At 66.8% G+C, this 16,760-nt stretch carries 17 protein-coding genes; 11 read left to right on the top strand and 6 right to left on the bottom strand.

Translation table 11 applies throughout. The features are described from left to right. The first annotated feature begins 10 nt into the window (after positions 1-10). The gene (locus BLS81_RS06385; protein WP_093222948.1) at positions 11-1,060 is read left to right on the top strand and encodes a serine hydrolase domain-containing protein; all 1,050 of its coding nucleotides are present in this window, start codon (positions 11-13) and stop codon (positions 1,058-1,060) included. 86 nt (positions 1,061-1,146) lie between these two features. Here BLS81_RS06385 and BLS81_RS20340 read toward each other — a convergent pair whose 3' ends face one another. After that, positions 1,147-1,605 (bottom strand): hypothetical protein, encoded by a 459-nt coding sequence (locus BLS81_RS20340; RefSeq protein ID WP_143023306.1) that lies wholly within the window; start codon positions 1,603-1,605, stop codon positions 1,147-1,149. A gap of 152 nt (positions 1,606-1,757) precedes the next feature. Between BLS81_RS20340 and BLS81_RS20335 the strand changes: the two genes are divergently transcribed. Further along, positions 1,758-2,273 (top strand): hypothetical protein, encoded by a 516-nt coding sequence (locus BLS81_RS20335; RefSeq protein WP_143023305.1) that lies wholly within the window; start codon positions 1,758-1,760, stop codon positions 2,271-2,273. Between the two features lie 91 nt (positions 2,274-2,364). On the opposite strand, the gene BLS81_RS06375 is transcribed toward BLS81_RS20335, so the two are convergent. Beyond that, positions 2,365-2,715, bottom strand: a complete 351-nt coding sequence (locus tag BLS81_RS06375) for a DUF3147 family protein (RefSeq protein ID WP_093222946.1) — start codon at positions 2,713-2,715, stop codon at positions 2,365-2,367. A 270-nt stretch (positions 2,716-2,985) separates the two neighbouring features. Here BLS81_RS06375 and BLS81_RS06370 point away from each other — a divergent pair, with 270 nt between their 5' ends. After that, a complete protein-coding gene (locus tag BLS81_RS06370; protein WP_093222945.1) occupies positions 2,986-3,699 on the top strand; it encodes a CPBP family intramembrane glutamic endopeptidase, BDIM_20840 family in 714 nt (237 codons plus the stop codon). Positions 3,700-3,786: 87 nt separating this feature from the next. On the opposite strand, the gene ctrA is transcribed toward BLS81_RS06370, so the two are convergent. From ctrA to BLS81_RS06355, 3 genes are all read right to left on the bottom strand, one after another. After that, positions 3,787-4,485 carry a response regulator transcription factor CtrA gene (ctrA, locus tag BLS81_RS06365; RefSeq protein ID WP_093222277.1) on the bottom strand — a complete coding sequence of 233 codons (699 nt, stop codon included), beginning with the start codon at positions 4,483-4,485 and terminating at the stop codon, positions 3,787-3,789. A 139-nt stretch (positions 4,486-4,624) separates the two neighbouring features. Continuing rightward, the gene (locus BLS81_RS06360) at positions 4,625-5,665 is read right to left on the bottom strand and encodes an AI-2E family transporter (protein ID WP_093222274.1); all 1,041 of its coding nucleotides are present in this window, start codon (positions 5,663-5,665) and stop codon (positions 4,625-4,627) included. A 4-nt stretch (positions 5,666-5,669) separates the two neighbouring features. Further along, positions 5,670-6,569: a LysR family transcriptional regulator gene (locus tag BLS81_RS06355; RefSeq protein WP_093222270.1), complete on the bottom strand. Its 900-nt coding sequence runs from the start codon at positions 6,567-6,569 to the stop codon at positions 5,670-5,672. 223 nt (positions 6,570-6,792) lie between these two features. Here BLS81_RS06355 and BLS81_RS06350 point away from each other — a divergent pair, with 223 nt between their 5' ends. Both BLS81_RS06350 and wrbA read left to right on the top strand, forming a co-directional pair. After that, on the top strand, positions 6,793-7,491 hold the full coding sequence (locus BLS81_RS06350; protein WP_093222267.1) for a pirin family protein: 699 nt from the start codon (positions 6,793-6,795) through the stop codon (positions 7,489-7,491). Between the two features lie 130 nt (positions 7,492-7,621). After that, complete coding sequence (gene wrbA / locus BLS81_RS06345; protein ID WP_093222264.1) at positions 7,622-8,224, top strand: NAD(P)H:quinone oxidoreductase; 603 nt, start codon at positions 7,622-7,624, stop codon at positions 8,222-8,224. A 604-nt stretch (positions 8,225-8,828) separates the two neighbouring features. Here the strand turns inward: wrbA and BLS81_RS06340 are convergent. Further along, entirely contained in the window at positions 8,829-9,116 is a 288-nt protein-coding gene (locus BLS81_RS06340) for a hypothetical protein (RefSeq protein WP_093222262.1), read from the bottom strand. Positions 9,117-9,325: 209 nt separating this feature from the next. Between BLS81_RS06340 and BLS81_RS06335 the strand changes: the two genes are divergently transcribed. The 6 genes from BLS81_RS06335 to BLS81_RS06310 all read left to right on the top strand — a co-directional run bounded on the left by BLS81_RS06335 (position 9,326) and on the right by BLS81_RS06310 (position 16,708). Next, complete coding sequence (locus tag BLS81_RS06335) at positions 9,326-10,744, top strand: DUF1800 domain-containing protein (protein WP_093222259.1); 1,419 nt, start codon at positions 9,326-9,328, stop codon at positions 10,742-10,744. A gap of 3 nt (positions 10,745-10,747) precedes the next feature. Further along, positions 10,748-11,893 carry a DUF1501 domain-containing protein gene (locus BLS81_RS06330; protein ID WP_093222257.1) on the top strand — a complete coding sequence of 382 codons (1,146 nt, stop codon included), beginning with the start codon at positions 10,748-10,750 and terminating at the stop codon, positions 11,891-11,893. A 28-nt stretch (positions 11,894-11,921) separates the two neighbouring features. Further along, a complete protein-coding gene (locus BLS81_RS06325; RefSeq protein ID WP_093222254.1) occupies positions 11,922-12,617 on the top strand; it encodes an HAD family hydrolase in 696 nt (231 codons plus the stop codon). 228 nt (positions 12,618-12,845) lie between these two features. Next, positions 12,846-14,597 (top strand): arginine--tRNA ligase, encoded by a 1,752-nt coding sequence (argS, locus tag BLS81_RS06320; protein ID WP_093222251.1) that lies wholly within the window; start codon positions 12,846-12,848, stop codon positions 14,595-14,597. Then, entirely contained in the window at positions 14,597-15,316 is a 720-nt protein-coding gene (locus BLS81_RS06315; RefSeq protein WP_093222249.1) for an SPOR domain-containing protein, read from the top strand. The genes argS and BLS81_RS06315 overlap by 1 nt, the downstream gene beginning before the upstream one ends. A gap of 384 nt (positions 15,317-15,700) precedes the next feature. Next, the gene (locus tag BLS81_RS06310) at positions 15,701-16,708 is read left to right on the top strand and encodes a glycoside hydrolase family 3 N-terminal domain-containing protein (RefSeq protein WP_093222247.1); all 1,008 of its coding nucleotides are present in this window, start codon (positions 15,701-15,703) and stop codon (positions 16,706-16,708) included. Positions 16,709-16,760: the final 52 nt, after the last annotated feature.

Raw genomic sequence — 16,760 nt, 5'->3', positions numbered from 1 at the left:
GGGGGAGGGGATGAGGGTTGGTGTCGCCTTTGGGCTTGCTGCGCTTGCCGGATTTCTCGCCACCTCCGCTCACGCATCCGGGCGACCCGACCTGGATGCCGTTCTGGCGCGTTGGGATCGCGACGAGCATCCGGACCTTCGCGGCGTCGTCGTCGTACGTGACGGCCGCCGGGTCGCGGAGCGATATTACAACGGGGCATCCCCGAGCGAGCTACACGATATCCGGTCAGCCGGTAAGAGCATCACCGCCCTGCTGGTGGGCATCGCCATCGACCGCGGCGCGATCGCTTCGGTTGATGATCCCGTGTCGAAATACTGGCCGGAGGCGTCCGGCAGCGCTATCGGCGCGGTCCCCCTCCGCGACGTGGTGTCGATGCGCTCCGGCCTGGCGGCGTTCGATGAAGACCCCGCCTCTTCGGGTAACGAAGATCGTATGGATGCGTCGGACAATCCCATGGCCTTCGTCCGCCACATTCCATCCGCCGAGGCGCCCGGCACGCGCTATCGCTACAATTCGGCGACGGCCTACACGGCCGGCGTGGTGGTCGCGAAGGCGACCGGAGAGACGATGAGCAGCTTTGCGCGCGCGCGCCTGTTCCGGCCGCTCGGGATCACCCGCTGGGACTGGCAGAGCGACGCTTCCGGCATGACGAAGGGTCAGGGCAATCTTTCCCTGACCACGCGCGAGCTTGCATCGATCGGCGAGATGGTCCGCAACAATGGACGGTTTCAGGGGCGCCAAATCGTCAGCGCCCATTGGATCGCGGCGATGCTCGCCCCGCATGTCAGCATCGGGGCAGATGATCCCTACGCCGATCAGTACGGCTATTTCTGGTACGGAAAGGTGCAGCACGTCGCAGGCAAGGCCCTTCCGGTGTCGTTCGCATCGGGCAATGGCGGCAACAAGATTTACGTCATCCCAGCGTGCCATCTTGTGGTTGCCATCACGTCTTCCGCCTATGGGCACGGCTACGGTCAGCGCAGATCGGAGACGATTTTAAGAGGCGTGCTCGCAACGGAAGTGCAGGCCGGCGAGTGCCAAACTAGCGGATCGCGGTAATCGTACCGGGTAGCGTAAGGGCGTCTCGATCAAGGATCGTTGCGGGAGGTCGCATTGGCGGCTTGCGCCCAATAGGGGACATTCTGTCATCGCACCCTTTGAGGGTGCGGGCCGATCAAAATAAGAGTAAACATGACGGCGCTGAATCCAAGCGCTATAATGAAACCGAAGATCATTTGCTGGCGCATCGCTCGCTCATGCACGCTTTCGACTTTATAAGACGCAATCAGAGCCGCTAGCACGACTATGGAATCCGGTAGCGCGAAAATCATAAGCTCGCCTCGCGAGGCGGGACGAGAAACTAGCGGCGTGAAAAATATTATGATATTGACTATTGCGGAGCCGAGAAGGCCGATTTTAGGCCATACCTCCGTCGGATAGTCGCGGTGTAGCTTGAAGACGAAAACGAGACATGCGATCGCGCAGATGACACGATAGCTTGTATCAAACGGAATTCCTAAGTGATCTTCAAGCGCGATACCGACCGCAACCGCACCTATGACACCACCCAGCGCTAAACCTAGACGTTTGAAATAAGTGCGCACGCTCGCCCGCTCCCCGTTGATGCCCCTTAACTAGACGTATCGACTTGATGAGGAAATGTCCGCTTTCCATCCATTTTCCGCCATGGCGGCTCCCGCCCCATTAGAAGACGTTCAGCGCTTGTGTGGGGAGGAGGATCCGCTAGTTCACGCTCATGCCGACACTAATTCTTGCTCTTCTCGCGGCTTCATTGACCCTCGCGCAACAGCCGAAGGCCGCTGATGTGGCCCGTATAGCTTGCGACGTGCCCCCCGTCGAATACGTCGGTGAACTCCGAAACATATTGAGCTATCGCGCTGTCGAAGCGATTAGTTTGGCGGCTGCATGGGACGGTAAGCCTGCGGCCAAACTACAACGACTAATTGATCCCACAGCTTTGTTCTCGTCTGGCGGCAGAGATGTTCGCCTACCTCTTGCGAGCGGAGTGGCCGGTGCGATAGCGCTCGCACGCGAAATGAAAGCTGACACATACCGGTTTGTTGGCTGGGATGGTATTCCGACGCCCGTGCAGGACCGATGTGGGGAACAGAAGATTGAGGTTGAATTTATCGACACCTCCGGCGGCAACCTCTTTCCGGTCATCTTCACGTTCAACGGCGGTAGGATCATTTCCGCCAATGGATGGAGACACACGTATCGGTCTGGACCTATGACGGTCGGGAGAGATTGATCCCAGCTCTCGGCGAATGACCGCTCTCCACCAGATCACGGCGTTCGGGATCGACAAGGCGGATGGATGGCTGCCGCCCACAGTCGGCCATTTAGAGTTGCAAGCCGAGGCGAGGAGCGATCCACGTCATGGCAGCGTACAGCGCAACGGTGAGCCCGCATCCAATAAGCAAAGCCGCCCAGAATGGTGTTCCGTGTCGCAACACAGCGGGGATCACGAGGAACATCGGGAGCGACGGCGGGACGTACCAAAAGGTCGCTTGCGAGTGCGCGGCCATGTTCGCCGCATCCGGTCGCTCGCCCCAAAGCCAGATCATGCCCAGAACGGAAACCAAAGGAAGCGACGCGATCAAGGCGCCGAAGCCAGGGTAGCGTTTGGCCAGAGTGGACGCCAGCGCGACGAGGATGCCCGAAATGGCGGCTTTGAGGGCGAGGTACAGCATCGATCCATCATAGCCGCCGTCATCGAGCGCGCTAGCGCATTGGATACACGCGACGTCGGCTTCCCACCAGTTTCCCCGTTCCCGCCACAAATGTACGGCCAGCCAGTCCGAAAGCCCACCGGCGGCTAACCGGAAGAAAGGCTGCCCGGCGGCCCCCACGTATGGCCGGACCTCGAGAGCGTTGGTCCGTCCCACAAACCCGCCATTGCCCGGGCGACTTCGCGCCGATATGCCGTGTTGCATCGGCAATACGGGACCGGGGGCGGCGGCGTGGATGGCTTGATCGGCTTGGGTGGAACGGTGGTGATCCTGCTAGTGCTGGGTGGCGCGATCGGGTTCGCCGACCGGCGGGCCTTCGCTCCGCGCTGGCTGCTGGTCGCGGGCCTCTTGGTGGCCGTCAACGATGCCTGCCTGACGCGCGCTTATGGCGTGGTGCCGGATCTCGTCGGCGGGGACTGGAATTGGCAGGGCAAGTTGCTCGCGCTCGCCGCGAGCCTGGGCATAGCCGCGCTTCCGACATTCGGCTGGCGCCGCTCGGGCCTGAGGTTTTCGCAGGACGCCGGCAGCCTGAAGGCGGCGGTGCCGGTCGCCGCGCTGTATTGCGCTTTCTTTCTCGCGGTCGCGCTGGCTTTTCCGGGCGGCAAGGTCGATGCGGAGGAGATCGCTTTCCAACTCACCATGCCCGGTTTCGAGGAGGAGGTTTTCTACCGTGGCATCCTGCTGCTGGCGCTCGACCGTGCCTTCACCGGCCGGCTGCGGTTGTTTGGTGTCGAGTGGGGCTGGGGGGCGGTGCTATCCTGCATGCTGTTCGGAATGGCGCATGCGTTCGGCTTCTCCGGCGGCCATTTCTCGTTCGACGCGATGACGATGGCGCTCACCGCGCTGCCGTCCTTCATCGCGGTGTGGCTGCGGCTGAGGACCGGGAGCATTGTGCTGCCCGTCCTGCTTCACAATTTCGGCAATTCCTTGTCGCTGCTGATCTGAAATCCGCGTCCTTCCCGGCAAACGCGAAAGCGGCCGCGACGCCCCCCGGCATCGCGGCCGCCTCGCGGTAGCCGGTATGCGCGCGCGTCAGGCGACGGCGGCGACGACGTCCTCGGTCTCGCGCAGCACGTAGCCGCGGCCCCAGACGGTCTCGATGTAATTGTCGCCGTCGCAGGCGAGGCTGAGCTTCTTGCGGAGCTTGCAGATGAAGACGTCGATGATCTTCAGCTCGGGTTCGTCCATGCCGCCGTAGAGGTGGTTGAGGAACATTTCCTTGGTGAGCGTGGTGCCCTTGCGCAGCGAGAGCAGCTCGAGCATCGCATATTCCTTGCCGGTCAGGTGGACACGGCTGCCGTCGACCTCGACCGTCTTGGCGTCGAGATTCACCGCGAGCTTGCCGGTGCGGATCACCGACTGGCTGTGGCCCTTCGAGCGGCGCACGACGGCGTGGATGCGGGCGGTGAGTTCCTCGCGGTGGAATGGTTTGGTGACGTAATCGTCGGCGCCGAAGCCGAAGCCGCGCACCTTCGAATCCATCTCGTTGATGCCGCTCAGGATCAGCACCGGCGTCTGGATGCGGGCGGCGCGGATCTTCTTGAGCACGTCATAGCCGCTCATGTCGGGCAGGTTGAGATCGAGCAGGATGATGTCGTAATCATACAGCTTCGCCAGATCGATGCCTTCTTCGCCCAGATCCGTCATATAGACGTTGAACCCCTCGGCGGAGAGCATCAAGTCGATCGCCTTGGCGGTGGTCGGCTCGTCTTCAATCAGTAGCACGCGCATCTGGCAGTTCCCCTGTCGTCTCGCGGCCCGGACGCCCCCTTAAGGCTCGGCGCGTTCAAGACGGTTACAGTAACCGCAACGGATGTGAACGCAAAAGGTTAATTTAGCGCTAACCCGCCTGTATCCACGAGTCGCGCGGTTAATCCTCGGGCGCGGCGACATCCTCGCCCAGCATCTCGCGCAGATACAGGCTGCGTACCAGCGTGAAGATCACCACCAGCAGCGCCGCCGAGAAGAACAGGCCGAACAGGCCGAACACCGTGCCGATGCCGATGATCGCGAACACCGTGATCGCCGGCGGGATGGCGATGACGCGGCTCTGCACCCAGGGGGTGAGGAAGTTGGTCTGGACGAGGCGGACGCCGGCATAGGTGACGAGCGCGCCGACCAGCGGGCCGGTGCCGACGCTCGCGCCCAGCCCGAGCGCGGGCAGCATCGCCGCCGCCGGCCCGATATAGGGGACGAATTCGCTCAGCCCCGCGAGCAGCCCGAGCGCCGCCCAGGACGGCACGCCCGACAGCCACAGGCCGAAAGCGACGAGCAGCCCCATCGTCGTCATCAGGATCAGTTCGGCGCGCAGCCACAGCCGGAGGTTGCCCTCGACATCGTCGATCGCGTCCGAGATGGCGGGGCGGATGCCGCGCGGGATCATCAGCAGCGCGCCGCGCTTGTAGATGCCGGGATCGGCGGCGAAGAACAGCGCGCCGATCAGCAGAAGCAGGCAGTTGAGGATGAGCTCGCCGCCGCCCGTCACCAGCCCGCCGATGTCGCGCGCGACGCGCGAACCGGCGAAGGCGGCCTGCACCGCATCGACGATCTTGGCGCCGACCGGGCTCTGCGAGGCCCATGCGCCGAGCTGCTGGAGGAGCGAAGGCAGCCGCAGCACGAGCGCGTTGATCTGCGCGCCGAACTGGATGCCGAACAGCCAGACGAGGAAGGCGATCGCCGCGAGGATCGTCGCGATGGCGAGGCCGAGCGCGCCCCGGCGCGACAGGTGCAGGCGCTCGGCGTACAGGTCGGCGAAGGCGTGGATCACGATCGCGCCGAGGATCGAGCCGAACGCGAGGATGAGCAGGTCGCTCGCTTTCCAAAGCGCGACGAGCACCGCGACGATCAGGATCAGGAGCATGCAGCGGCGCACGAACCGCGTATCGTCTGCGTCGGGGCGAAGGCGGTTCATGGTGTCAGGTAACGCAGACGGCGCGGAACCGCTCCGTGAGGAACGCGATCAGCGTTTCGACGCGCGCCGGGCGCAGGTTGCTGGGCGGGGTCATCAGGTGGAGCGCGATCGGCGGGGCGGACCAGCCGGGGAGGATCGCCTCGAGCGTGCCGCGCGCGAGATCCTCACCGACGATGAAATCGGGGAGCAGCGCGATGCCGAGCCCGGCGCGCAGCGCGGAGAGCATCGCGTCGCCGCTGTTCGAGCGCATCGGCCCGCTCGGGCGCAGCGCCGCCTCCTCGCCGTCGGCGCCGGTGAAGCGCCACGGACCGGAGACGTTGGTATAGGCGAAACAGGCATGTTCGCCGAGCTGCGCGGGATGCGTCGGGCGCCCGCGCCGATCGAGATAGGCGGGCGCGGCGACGACGAAGGTGCGGATCGGGCCGAGCCGGCGCGCGCGCAGCGAACTGTCGGGCAGGTTCGCGATCCGCAAGGCGATGTCGATCCCCTCGGCGACGATATCGACCTTGGTGTCGGAAAGCTGGAGGTCGATCTCGATGCCGGGATGCGCAGCCAGGAAATCGGCGAGCATCGGCGCGAGCTGGACCATGCCGAGCGTGGTAGGCGCGGTCATGCGGATCAGCCCCGACGGCGCGGTGGCGGCGTCGTGCGCGGCTTCCTCGGCGGCCTGCGCGTCGGCGAGGATGCGGCGCGCGTGTTCGGCGAGCGCGGTGCCGCTTTCGGTGAGCGTGAGCCGGCGCGAGGTGCGGTGGAACAGCGACTGGCCGAGCCGCGCCTCGAGCCGGCTGATCGCCTTGGAGATGGTGGCCTTGGACGTGCCGACCGCATCGGCGGCGGCGCTGAACGAGCGGTGTTCGACCACGCTCGCGAAGATCGCCCAGGCTTCGAGATCGGGAAGGCGCATGGATGTCCCTTCTTCACTCCCCTGCCTGGAAGGGAGGGGCTGGGGGTGGGTTGGTTCGCGAGGATATGTTTCGTCGGCCACGAGCCGACCCACCCCCGACCCCTCCCTTCCAGGGAGGGGAGGAATGCTTATCGTTGGAAACGATTGGTTTCCAGTGTTTCCATTTACGAGTTGATAGAAATCTCTATCTTCGCGGCATAGTCAGTCCTTCGGGAGCACCGCCATGATCGAGAAACGATCGTTCGAGAGCCTGGGCCATGCCGATCACGGCTGGCTCAACGCGCGCCACCATTTTTCCTTCGCCGATTATTATGACCCGACCCGGATGGGCTGGGGCGCGATCCGCGTCTGGAACGATGATGAAATCGCCGGCGGCAGCGGCTTCCCGCCGCATCCGCACCGCGACATGGAGATCATCACCTATGTCCGCACCGGCGCGATCACGCATCAGGATTCGATGGGCAACCAGGGCCGCACCGGCGCGGGCGACGTGCAGGTGATGAGCGCGGGCACCGGCGTACGCCATGCCGAATATAATCTGGAGAAAGAGACGACCACGCTCTTCCAGATTTGGATCGAACCCAAGCGCACGGGTGGATCGCCGAGCTGGGGCGCCAAGCCGTTCCCCAAGGACGACCGCAGCGGCCAGTTCGTCACGCTCGCGAGCGGCTTCGCCGAGGATGCGGGCGCGCTGCCGATCCGCGCCGATGCGCGGCTGCTCGCCGCCACGCTGAAGGCGGGCGAGACGATCACCCACGCGGTCGGCCCGGGCCGCCACGCCTATCTGGTGCCGGCGACCGGCGCGATCGAGATCGCGGGCGTCCGCTACGAGGCGCGCGACGGCGTCGCGATCGGCGGCGGCGAGACGATCGCGATCACCGCGATCGCGGACGCCGAACTGGTGCTGGTCGATTCGGAGTAAGGTACTCCCCTCCCGCTTGCGGGAGGGGGCGGGGGAGGGCGTGTCCAACCTCACCCGTTAGCGTTTCAGGACATGCCTCCCCCAGCCCCTCCCGCAAGCGGGAGGGGAGATTAGACGAAGGACCATACACATGGCTAAAGTTCTGGTGCTCTATTATTCGTCCTACGGCCATATCGAGCAGATGGCCGACGCCGTCGCCGAAGGCGCGCGCTCGGCCGGTGCCGAGGTCGATATCCGTCGCGTCGCGGAAACCGCACCACAGGCGGTTATCGAAGCCGCGCACTTCAAGGCCGACACCGCGCATCCCGTCATCGAGAGCCCTGACAAGCTCGCCGAATACGACGCGATCATCGTCGGCGCGCCGACCCGCTTCGGCCGCATGCCGAGCCAGATGGCGAGCTTCTGGGACACCACCGGCGGGCTGTGGTTCACCGGCAAGCTGATCGGCAAGGTCGGCGGCGCGTTCACCTCGACCGCGAGCCAGCATGGCGGCCAGGAGACCACGCTGTTCTCGATCATCACCAACCTGATGCATCACGGCATGACGATCGTCGGGCTGGATTATGGCTATCAGGGCCAGATGGGCGTGAAGGAAGTCCATGGCGGCACGCCATATGGCGCGAGCACGCTCGCCGACGGCGACGGCAGCCGCCAGCCGAGCGACGTCGATCTGGGCGGCGCGCGCCACCAGGGCAAGCGGATCGCCGAGACGGCGGCCAAACTGTTCGGCTGATGCGGATGCCCCCCGCCCGATGCGGGCGGGGGCGTTACCATCGTCGTTCGCGTCACAGCCCCCGACCGTTCGTGTCGAGCGAAGTCGAGACACCTGCGCTTTGGGCCAGTCCCTCGGCTTCGCTCGGGACGAACCGGGGGGGCGGCGAGGCTCGGCACCGTGGGCGGGCGCTCACCAAGAACACGAACGCCGCCGTGCGGGGTTCCCGTGCGGCGGTGTTGCTGTGCGGGCGGGCCGGATCGTATCACCACCGTTCGCGTCGAGCGTAGTCGAGACGCTCGCGCGCGGGGCTTGTCCCTCGGCTTCGCTCGGGACGAACGGTGGGGAGGCGCTAGAGTCAGCGCTGTGGGCGGTCTTCAGGAACACGAACGCCGCGTGCGGGTTTCCGCGCGGCGGCGTTGCTGTGCAGGCGGGCCGGATCGTATCACCACCGTTCGCGTCGAGCGCAGTCGAGACGCTGGCGCCCGGAGCTTGTCCTTCGACTTCGCTCGGGAGGAACGGAGGGGCGTGGGGCGAGGGGCGAGGGTCGGCGCCGTGGGCGGGCGCCCGCCAGGAAAACGAACGCCGCCGTGCGGGGTTTCCGCGCGGCGGCGTTGTTGTTGGATCAGTTCGCGGTCGAAGCGACGGCGCGGGCCGAAGCGGCGGGCACGTTGAAGGCGACTTCGCGGCGGCCGGTGAAGCCGGTCACGCGGTTGCCGCGCACGGCCAGTTCGAACGTGTCGCCGGTGTTGAGCACGCGGCCCGAGATGATCGTGCGGCCAGCGACCTGCTTGGTCGTGTAGACATAGGTGTCGCCATCACGCGTGAAGGTGTGCTGCGGCGCGGTGTCGGCCAGAGCGGGGGTCGAAACGGCCGCGAAAAGCGAAGCGGCGAGAAGGAGGGTCTTGTTCATGATCTTTCCTTTCGGTTGGGTTCGAAAGCCAGATCAGCATCCTGTATTTTCTCGTTGTCGAGAGACCTGATATTGCGGTGCAGCAAAATCGCCAACCGCAAAGATTGCGCGACCAGTTGCACGAAACGAACGCCAGAACGCGGGCGCGGCATGATTTTGCGACAATTCCGGCCTATGTAGCGATGACCGGGGGCGCAGGAGCATGGCTGATGAGCGCCGCGAGTATCGCTTTGAACCGTTTCGGCCTCGGCAATCGCCCGGACCAGCCGGTCCCGGCTGACCCGAAGGCGTGGCTGACCGGGCAGTTCGCCAAATATGATCCCAAGCCTGACGCGATCCTCGCCGCGCCGACCAGCGCGGGCGTGTCGGCCGAGCTTGCCGCCTATTTCCGCGACCAGCGGGCGCTGCGCGAACAGGCGAAGGCGGCGTCACCCGGCGCGATCCCGCCGCGCACCGATGCGATGCGCGCGGCGGCGCAGTTCGCGCGGCGCGCCGGGCGGCAGGACTATGCCGGTGCGATCGGCGCGCGCGCGCAGACCGCGCTCGTCACCGACACGCCGTTCGTCGAGCGGCTGGTGTATTTCTGGGCGAATCATTTCGCGGTTTCCGCCGACAAGCTCGAACTGACCGGGCTGGCCGGCACGCTCGAATTCGAGGCGATCCGCCCGCATGTGCTGGGCAAATTCGGCGACATGCTCGGCGCGGTCGAACGGCATCCGGCGATGCTGCTCTATCTCGATCAGGCGGTGTCGGTCGGGCCGGACAGCGTGATCGGGCAGAAACGCGGCGGCAAGGTCGGCCTCAACGAGAATCTGGCGCGCGAGATCCTGGAGCTACACACGCTCGGCGTGCGCAGCGGCTATACGCAGGCCGATGTGACCGAGTTCGCCCGCGCGATGACCGGCTGGACGGTCTCGGGGATCGGTCGCGCGCCGGGGGCGAAGCTCGCGGGCACCGACGGCCTGCCCGGCGATTTCCTGTTCGTGGATGCGATGCACCAGCCCGGCGATCGCACGATCCTGGGCAAGGTCTATCCGGCGGGCGGCGTCGCGCAGGCGCAGGCGGTGCTCGACGACGTGGCGATGAACCCTGCGACCGCGACGCATCTCGCCACCAAGCTCGCGCGGCATTTCGCCGGCGACTCGCCGCCGCCGGCGATGGTTTCGCGGTTGCAGGCGGCGTACCTGCAATCGCACGGCGATCTGCCGACCGTGTACCGTGCGATCATCGACTCGCCCGAGGCGTGGGTCGAGACGCCGGCCAAGTTCCGTACCCCCTGGGAATGGTCGATCGGGGCGATGCGCGCTCTCGGGCAGAAGACCGTGGATGCGCAGGCGGTGACGGGGCTGATGACCCAGCTCGGCCAGCCGGTGTGGAAGCCCGGCCAGCCGGTCGGCTATGACGATATCGCCGCGAGCTGGGCGGGATCGGACGCGGTGATGCGGCGGGTCGAGGCGGCGGAGCGGTTCGCGCAACGCGCGCCGACCACGATCGACGCGCGTTCGCTCGCGCCGAAGCTGTTCCCCGGCGCGCTCAGCCCCGCCACCACACAGGCGCTGGCGCGCGCCGAAAGCCAGGGGCAGGCGCTCGCGCTGCTGCTCGTCGCGCCCGAATTCCAGCGGAGATAGGACATGCTCGATCGTCGCAGCTTCATCGGTACCAGCGCGCTCGGCCTCGCCGCCGCGCTCGCACCGCGCATGGCGTTCGCCAAGGCGGCGACCGACCGCCGCTTCATCTTCATCATCCAGCGCGGCGCGGCGGACGGGCTGCATATCGTCGCGCCGGTCGGTGATCCGGCGTTCGCGGGCGCGCGGGGGGCCTTCGCGCAGGATTTCGCGACCGCGCCCAAGCTCGACGCGACCTTCGCGCTGCACCCGGCGCTGGTGGGGGTGAACGCGCTGTACGGGCAGAAGCAGGCGCTGTTCGCGCACGCGGTCGCCTCGCCCTATCGCGACCGGTCGCATTTCGACGGGCAGAACGTGTTGGAGACGGGCGGCGCCAGCGCGTATCAACTCCGGGACGGCTGGCTCAACCGGATGCTCGGGTTGCTCTCGCCCGGCGAAGCGAAGGCGATCGCGATCGCGACGGCGGTGCCGATGGCGCTGCGCGGGCCGCATGAGGTGGCGTCTTATGCACCGTCGGCGTTGCCGCAGGCGTCGGACGATCTGCTGCAACGCGTGTCGATGCTCTATGCCGGCGACAGCCAGTTGCACGGGCTGTGGAGCGAGGCGCTGGCGACGCGCAACCTTACCGGCGATCTCGCCGCCGACAACGGCAAGACCGCCGCCGCCACCGGCGCGCTCGCCGCCAAGCTGCTCGCCCCCGCCGATGGCGCGCGGATCGCGATGATCGAGACCGGCGGCTGGGACACGCATGCCGACCAGCGCGGCCGGCTGGCGGCGCAGTTGAAGGGGCTGGACGCGATGATCGGCGCGCTCCAGACCGGGCTCGGGCCGGTGTGGGCCGACACAATGGTGCTGGTCGCGACCGAGTTCGGGCGCACCGTCGCGGTCAACGGCACCGGCGGCACCGATCACGGGACGGGCGCGTGCGCGATGCTGCTCGGTGGCGCGGTGAAGGGCGGGCGCGTGATCGCCGATTGGCCGGGGCTGGGGCAGGGCGCGCTTTATGAGAACCGAGATTTGCGTGCGACGATGGCTTTGGACGGCTTCATCGCGGGGGCGACGGCGGCGCATTTCGGCCTCTCGGGCGGGCGGGCGATGGCGGCGCTGTTTCCGGGCGCGCGCGGCGGCAAGCCGGTGACCGGGCTGGCGTGAGCGACGGGCGGGCTTTAGCGAAGCGGGTATGACGATCGATCTCATCTGCCTCGATGCCGACGATACCCTGTGGCACAATATGCGCCACTTCAACGGCGCGGAGGCGGCGTTCGCGGCGATCCTCGCGCCGTTCGTCGAGGCGGGGGTCGCGTGCGAGCGGCTGCACGCGGTCGAGGCGGTCAACCTCGCGCAGTATGGCTATGGCGCAAAGAGCTTCACCTTGTCGATGATCGAGACGGCGGTCGATCTGCTCGGCGATGCTGCGGCGGGGCGCGCGGTGGCGGATATCCTCGCGGTCGGGCGCGATCTGCTCGCGCATCCGGTCGAGCTGCTGCCCGGCACCGCCGAGACGCTGACCGCGCTCGCCGATCGCGGTCGGCTGGTGCTGGTGACGAAGGGCGACCTGCTCCACCAGGAAACCAAGATCGCCGCATCGGGCGTGGGCGAACTGTTCAGCGCGATCGAGATCGTCAGCGACAAATCGGTCGCGACGTTCGAGCGGCTGTTCGACCGCTTCGGGGTGGCGCCGGAGCGGGCGGTAATGGCGGGCGATTCGATGCGATCGGACGTGCTGCCCGCGCTCGGGGCTGGGGCGTGGGCGGCGTATATTCCGCAGCCGGATGCGTGGCAGCACGAGGCGGGGGATGCGCCGGAGGGGCATGCGCGATTCCGGCGGCTGGCGGCGCTGACCGAGCTGCCGGAATGGATCGACGAGATTAAGTGATGCTGGCGGTTGCGGAATTTTAAGACGCTTCTTGTTCTCCCGCGAACGCGGGAGTCCAAAGCAGCAGGAACCGAAAGCGTAGTTTGCTTGGCTCTGGATTCCCGCGTTCGCGGGAAAACGCGATACAGTTGGCTGCTTGAATCGCCTGCGCCACCGGATGGCGTGCTGTTTGAACCGCGCTCGCTGTTCCGCTAAGGCGCGCGTTCGCTTGATACGACCGGAATTCAGATGACCCTTTACGCCCGTTTCGCCGCGCATCTCGATGCGGCGCTCGACACGCTCGTCGCCGCTGGCGATCTGCCCGCCGGGCTCAATCGCGCGCCCGTGACGGTCGAGCCGCCGCGCGATGCGAGTCACGGCGATCTCGCCACCAACGCGGCGATGGTGCTCGCCAAGCCGGCCGGGACCAACCCGCGTGCGCTCGCCGAGAAGATCGCGGTCGAATTGCGCAAGCTCGACGAGGTCGAGGACGTGTCGATCGCGGGGCCGGGCTTCATCAACATGAAGCTCAGCGACGATAGCTGGCGCGCCGAACTGTCGGCGATCCGCGATGCCGGCGCCGATTACGGGCGCGCGACGATCGGGCGGGGCATTACGGTCAACGTCGAATATGTCTCCGCCAATCCGACGGGGCCGATGCACATGGGGCATTGCCGGGGCGCGGTGGTTGGTGACGCGCTCGCCGCGCTGCTGGAATTCGCCGGGCATAAGGTGATCCGCGAATATTACGTCAACGATGCCGGCGGGCAGGTCGATGTTCTCGCGCGCTCCGTGCATCTGCGTTATCGTCAGGAAATCGAAGGATTCGGTGCCGCGAAGTTAGAGTATCTTCAGGCGCAGCTTCCTGGTGGCTTTTATCCCGGTGAGTATTTGATCCCGGTCGCCAGTGCGCTTGCCGAGGAATTCGGCGATCGGTACATTTTAGCACCCGAAAGCGAATGGCTGGTGCTGTTCCGCAAGGCGGCGGTGGCGGCGATGCTGGAGATGATCCGCGCAGATCTCGCGTTGCTCGGCATCCACCACGATCTGTTCTCGTCGGAGGCCGAGTTGCAGGCGGAAGGCAAGCCCGAGGCGGCCGAGGCCGAACTGCGCGCGCGCGGGCTGATCTATGACGGCGTGCTCGAAGCGCCCAAGGGGCAGGAGCCGGAAGATTGGGAGCCGGTGGTGCTGCCGCTGTTCCGCTCGACCCAGTTCGGCGACGATCAGGACCGGCCGATCAAGAAGTCGAACGGGCAATGGACCTATTTCGGCGCCGATCTCGCCTATCATTACCAGAAGGCGCAGTCGGCCGATGCGCTGATCGACATCTGGGGGGCCGACCATGCTGGCACGGTCAAGCGGATCACCGCCGCCGTGCAGGCGCTGACCGGGGGCAAGACCCGCTTCGACGTCAAGCTCGTCCAGATGGTGCGGCTGCTGCGCGCGGGCGAGCCGGTCAAGATGTCCAAGCGCTCGGGCAATTTCGTGACGCTCGCCGATGTCGTGCGCGAGGTCGGCAAGGATGTGGTGCGCTTCACGATGCTGACGCGCAAGGCCGACGCGCAGATGGATTTCGACTTCGCCAAGGTGGTCGAGGCGTCGAAGGACAATCCGGTGTTCTACGTCCAGTACGCGCACGCGCGCATCGCCTCGCTGCACCGGCGCGCGGCGGAGGCGAATATCGTGTGCGACGGCGTCGACCTGTCCCAGCTTGACACGGAAGACCTTGCGCTGGTGAAGCTCGCCGCGCAGTTCCCGCGCATCGTCGAGACCGCCGCGACGGCGCGCGAACCGCACAGGATTGCCTTCTATCTCTATGACTTGGCCGCATCTCTGCATGCGCAGTGGAACGTCGGCAACGACCGGGTGGACCGGCGCTTCCTGATCGCGGATAATCCCGCGATCACCTGCGCGCGGCTTTTCCTGGCCGACGCGATCGGGCAGATCATTCGCAACGGCCTCGGCATCATGGGGGTCGTCGCTGTCGAGGAGATGAACTGATGGCCTTCGGCAAGATCGATGCGGACGACGGGGACCGGCTGCCGTGGCTCGAAACCGCCGAAGATTATGACAACAGAGGCCCATCGGCGCTGCATATCGTGCTGGTGGTGGCGGCGCTGCTCGCGGTGATCGCGGCGGCGATCCTGGGCTATCAGTTGCTGCGCGGCGCGCGCGATGCCGGTGGCAACGGCGCGCTGATCGCCGCGCAGGAAGGCGATTACAAGGTCAAGCCCGACGAGCCGGGTGGGCTCAAGGTCGAGGGCGAGGGCGACAGCGCGATCGCGACGAGCAACGGCGCGGGCACCGGCAACGCCTCGATCAACGTGAGGGCGTTGCCCGAAGCGCCGATCGTCGGCAAGAAGGCGGCGCCTTCGCCCAAGGAAAGCGCCGGCGCGAGCAAGGCGGTGGTGGCGCTGCCGCCCTCGCACGGCAAGCTCGTGGCGAAGACGGCGACCCCGCCGGTCGCGCACGGCACCGCCGGCGGCGCGCTCGTCCAGCTCGGCGCCTTCCCGTCCGAGGCGGCCGCGAACGCGGCGTGGACGAAGCTGTCGGGGCGGATTCCGTATCTCGCGCCGCTCGGCAAATCGGTGCAGGTCGCCGAGGTCAACGGCGCCACCACCTATCGGCTGCGCGTCAACGCGGGCAGCGCGAGCCAGGCAAGCGAATTGTGCGGCAAGCTCAAGGTCGCGGGCGAGGCGTGCTTCGTGGCGCGGGATTGAACGGCCGGCGCGGCTGAAACCGCCACGCCGTTCGTGCTGAGCATAGTCGAGGCACGTGCCCGAGGCGAAGTGTGTGTGCGCGTGCTTCGACTATGCTCAGCACGAACGGGTGCGGGCGGTTACGCGCGGGTGCCTCGACTACGCTCGGCACGAGCGGTGGGTAGTGGCACTTAGTACGCGCCGCTGATATGCGCGGCTGAAACCGTCAGTCCGTTCGTGCTGAGCGTAGTCGAAGCACGTGCCACATACGCTCCGCCTCCGGCACCTGCTTCGACTTCGCTCAGCACGAACGGGGCGGGCGGTTACGCACGGGTGCCTCGACTACGCTCGGCACGAACGGTTGGGGTGGTGGCACTGAGCACGCGCCGCTGATATGCGCTTCGCATGAAGCCCGTCATCTTCGGCCTGTCCGGCCTTACCGTTACCGCCGACGAACGCCGGTTCTTCGCCGAGAGCCAGCCGGTCGGCTTCATCCTGTTCCGCCGCAATATCGAGACCCGCGCGCAGGTGCGGGCGCTGACGGACGATCTGCGTGCGCTGACCGGGCGGGGCGATCTGCCGATCCTGATCGACCAGGAGGGCGGGCCGGTCGCGCGGATGCGGCCGCCCGAGTGGCCCGCGTTTCCCGCCGGGCCGGCGTTCGACGCGCTCTACGATGTCGCGCCGATCTCGGCGATCGAGGCGGCGCGCGCGCATGCGGAGGCGACCGGGGCGATGCTGGCCGAGGTCGGCGTGACGGTCGATTGCTGGCCGCTGCTCGATGTGGCGCAGGGCGATACCGCCGAGATCATCGCCAGCCGCGCGCTCGGGCATGAGCCGATGCGGGTGGCGGCGCTGGGGCGCGCGATCCTCGACGGGCTGGCGCGCGCCGGGGTGGTGGGCGTGGTCAAGCATATGCCGGGGCATGGCCGCGCGCTGGTCGACAGCCATCTCGAACTGCCGCGCGTCACGGCGGGCGATGCTGAACTGGAGGTCGATCTGGAGCCGTTCCGCCGGCTCGCGGGCGCGGCGATGGGGATGACGACGCATATCGTGTTCGATGCCTGGGATGCCGCGCGCCCGGCGACGCTCTCGCCGGTGGTGGTCGAGGAGATCATTCGCGGCCGGATCGGGTTCGACGGGCTGTTGATGACCGACGATATCGACATGAAGGCGCTGTCGGGGACCGCTGGCGAGAAAGCGGCGGGGGCGATCGCGGCGGGCTGCGACGTGGTGCTCGATTGCTGGGGGCGGATGGACGAGATGGTCGAGATCGCGGCGCGGCTGGGCGAGATCTCGGATGTGTCCCGCGCGCGGCTCGATCGCGCGATGGCCTCGGTGGCCGGGCGGCGAAGCGGCGTGGCGTTCGCGGATCTGATCGCGAAGCGCGACGCGCTGCTGGCGCTGGCGTGATCCTTCCCGGAACGGGTCCACTCCGTCACCCCAGCGAAAGCTGGGGTGACGG

The organism is Sphingomonas sp. NFR15 (assembly GCF_900103265.1).
Lineage (GTDB): Bacteria > Pseudomonadota > Alphaproteobacteria > Sphingomonadales > Sphingomonadaceae > Sphingomonas > Sphingomonas pollutisoli.
The sequence above is the reverse complement of the archived record's forward strand: the minus strand, read 5'-3'. Positions and strand labels throughout refer to the sequence as shown.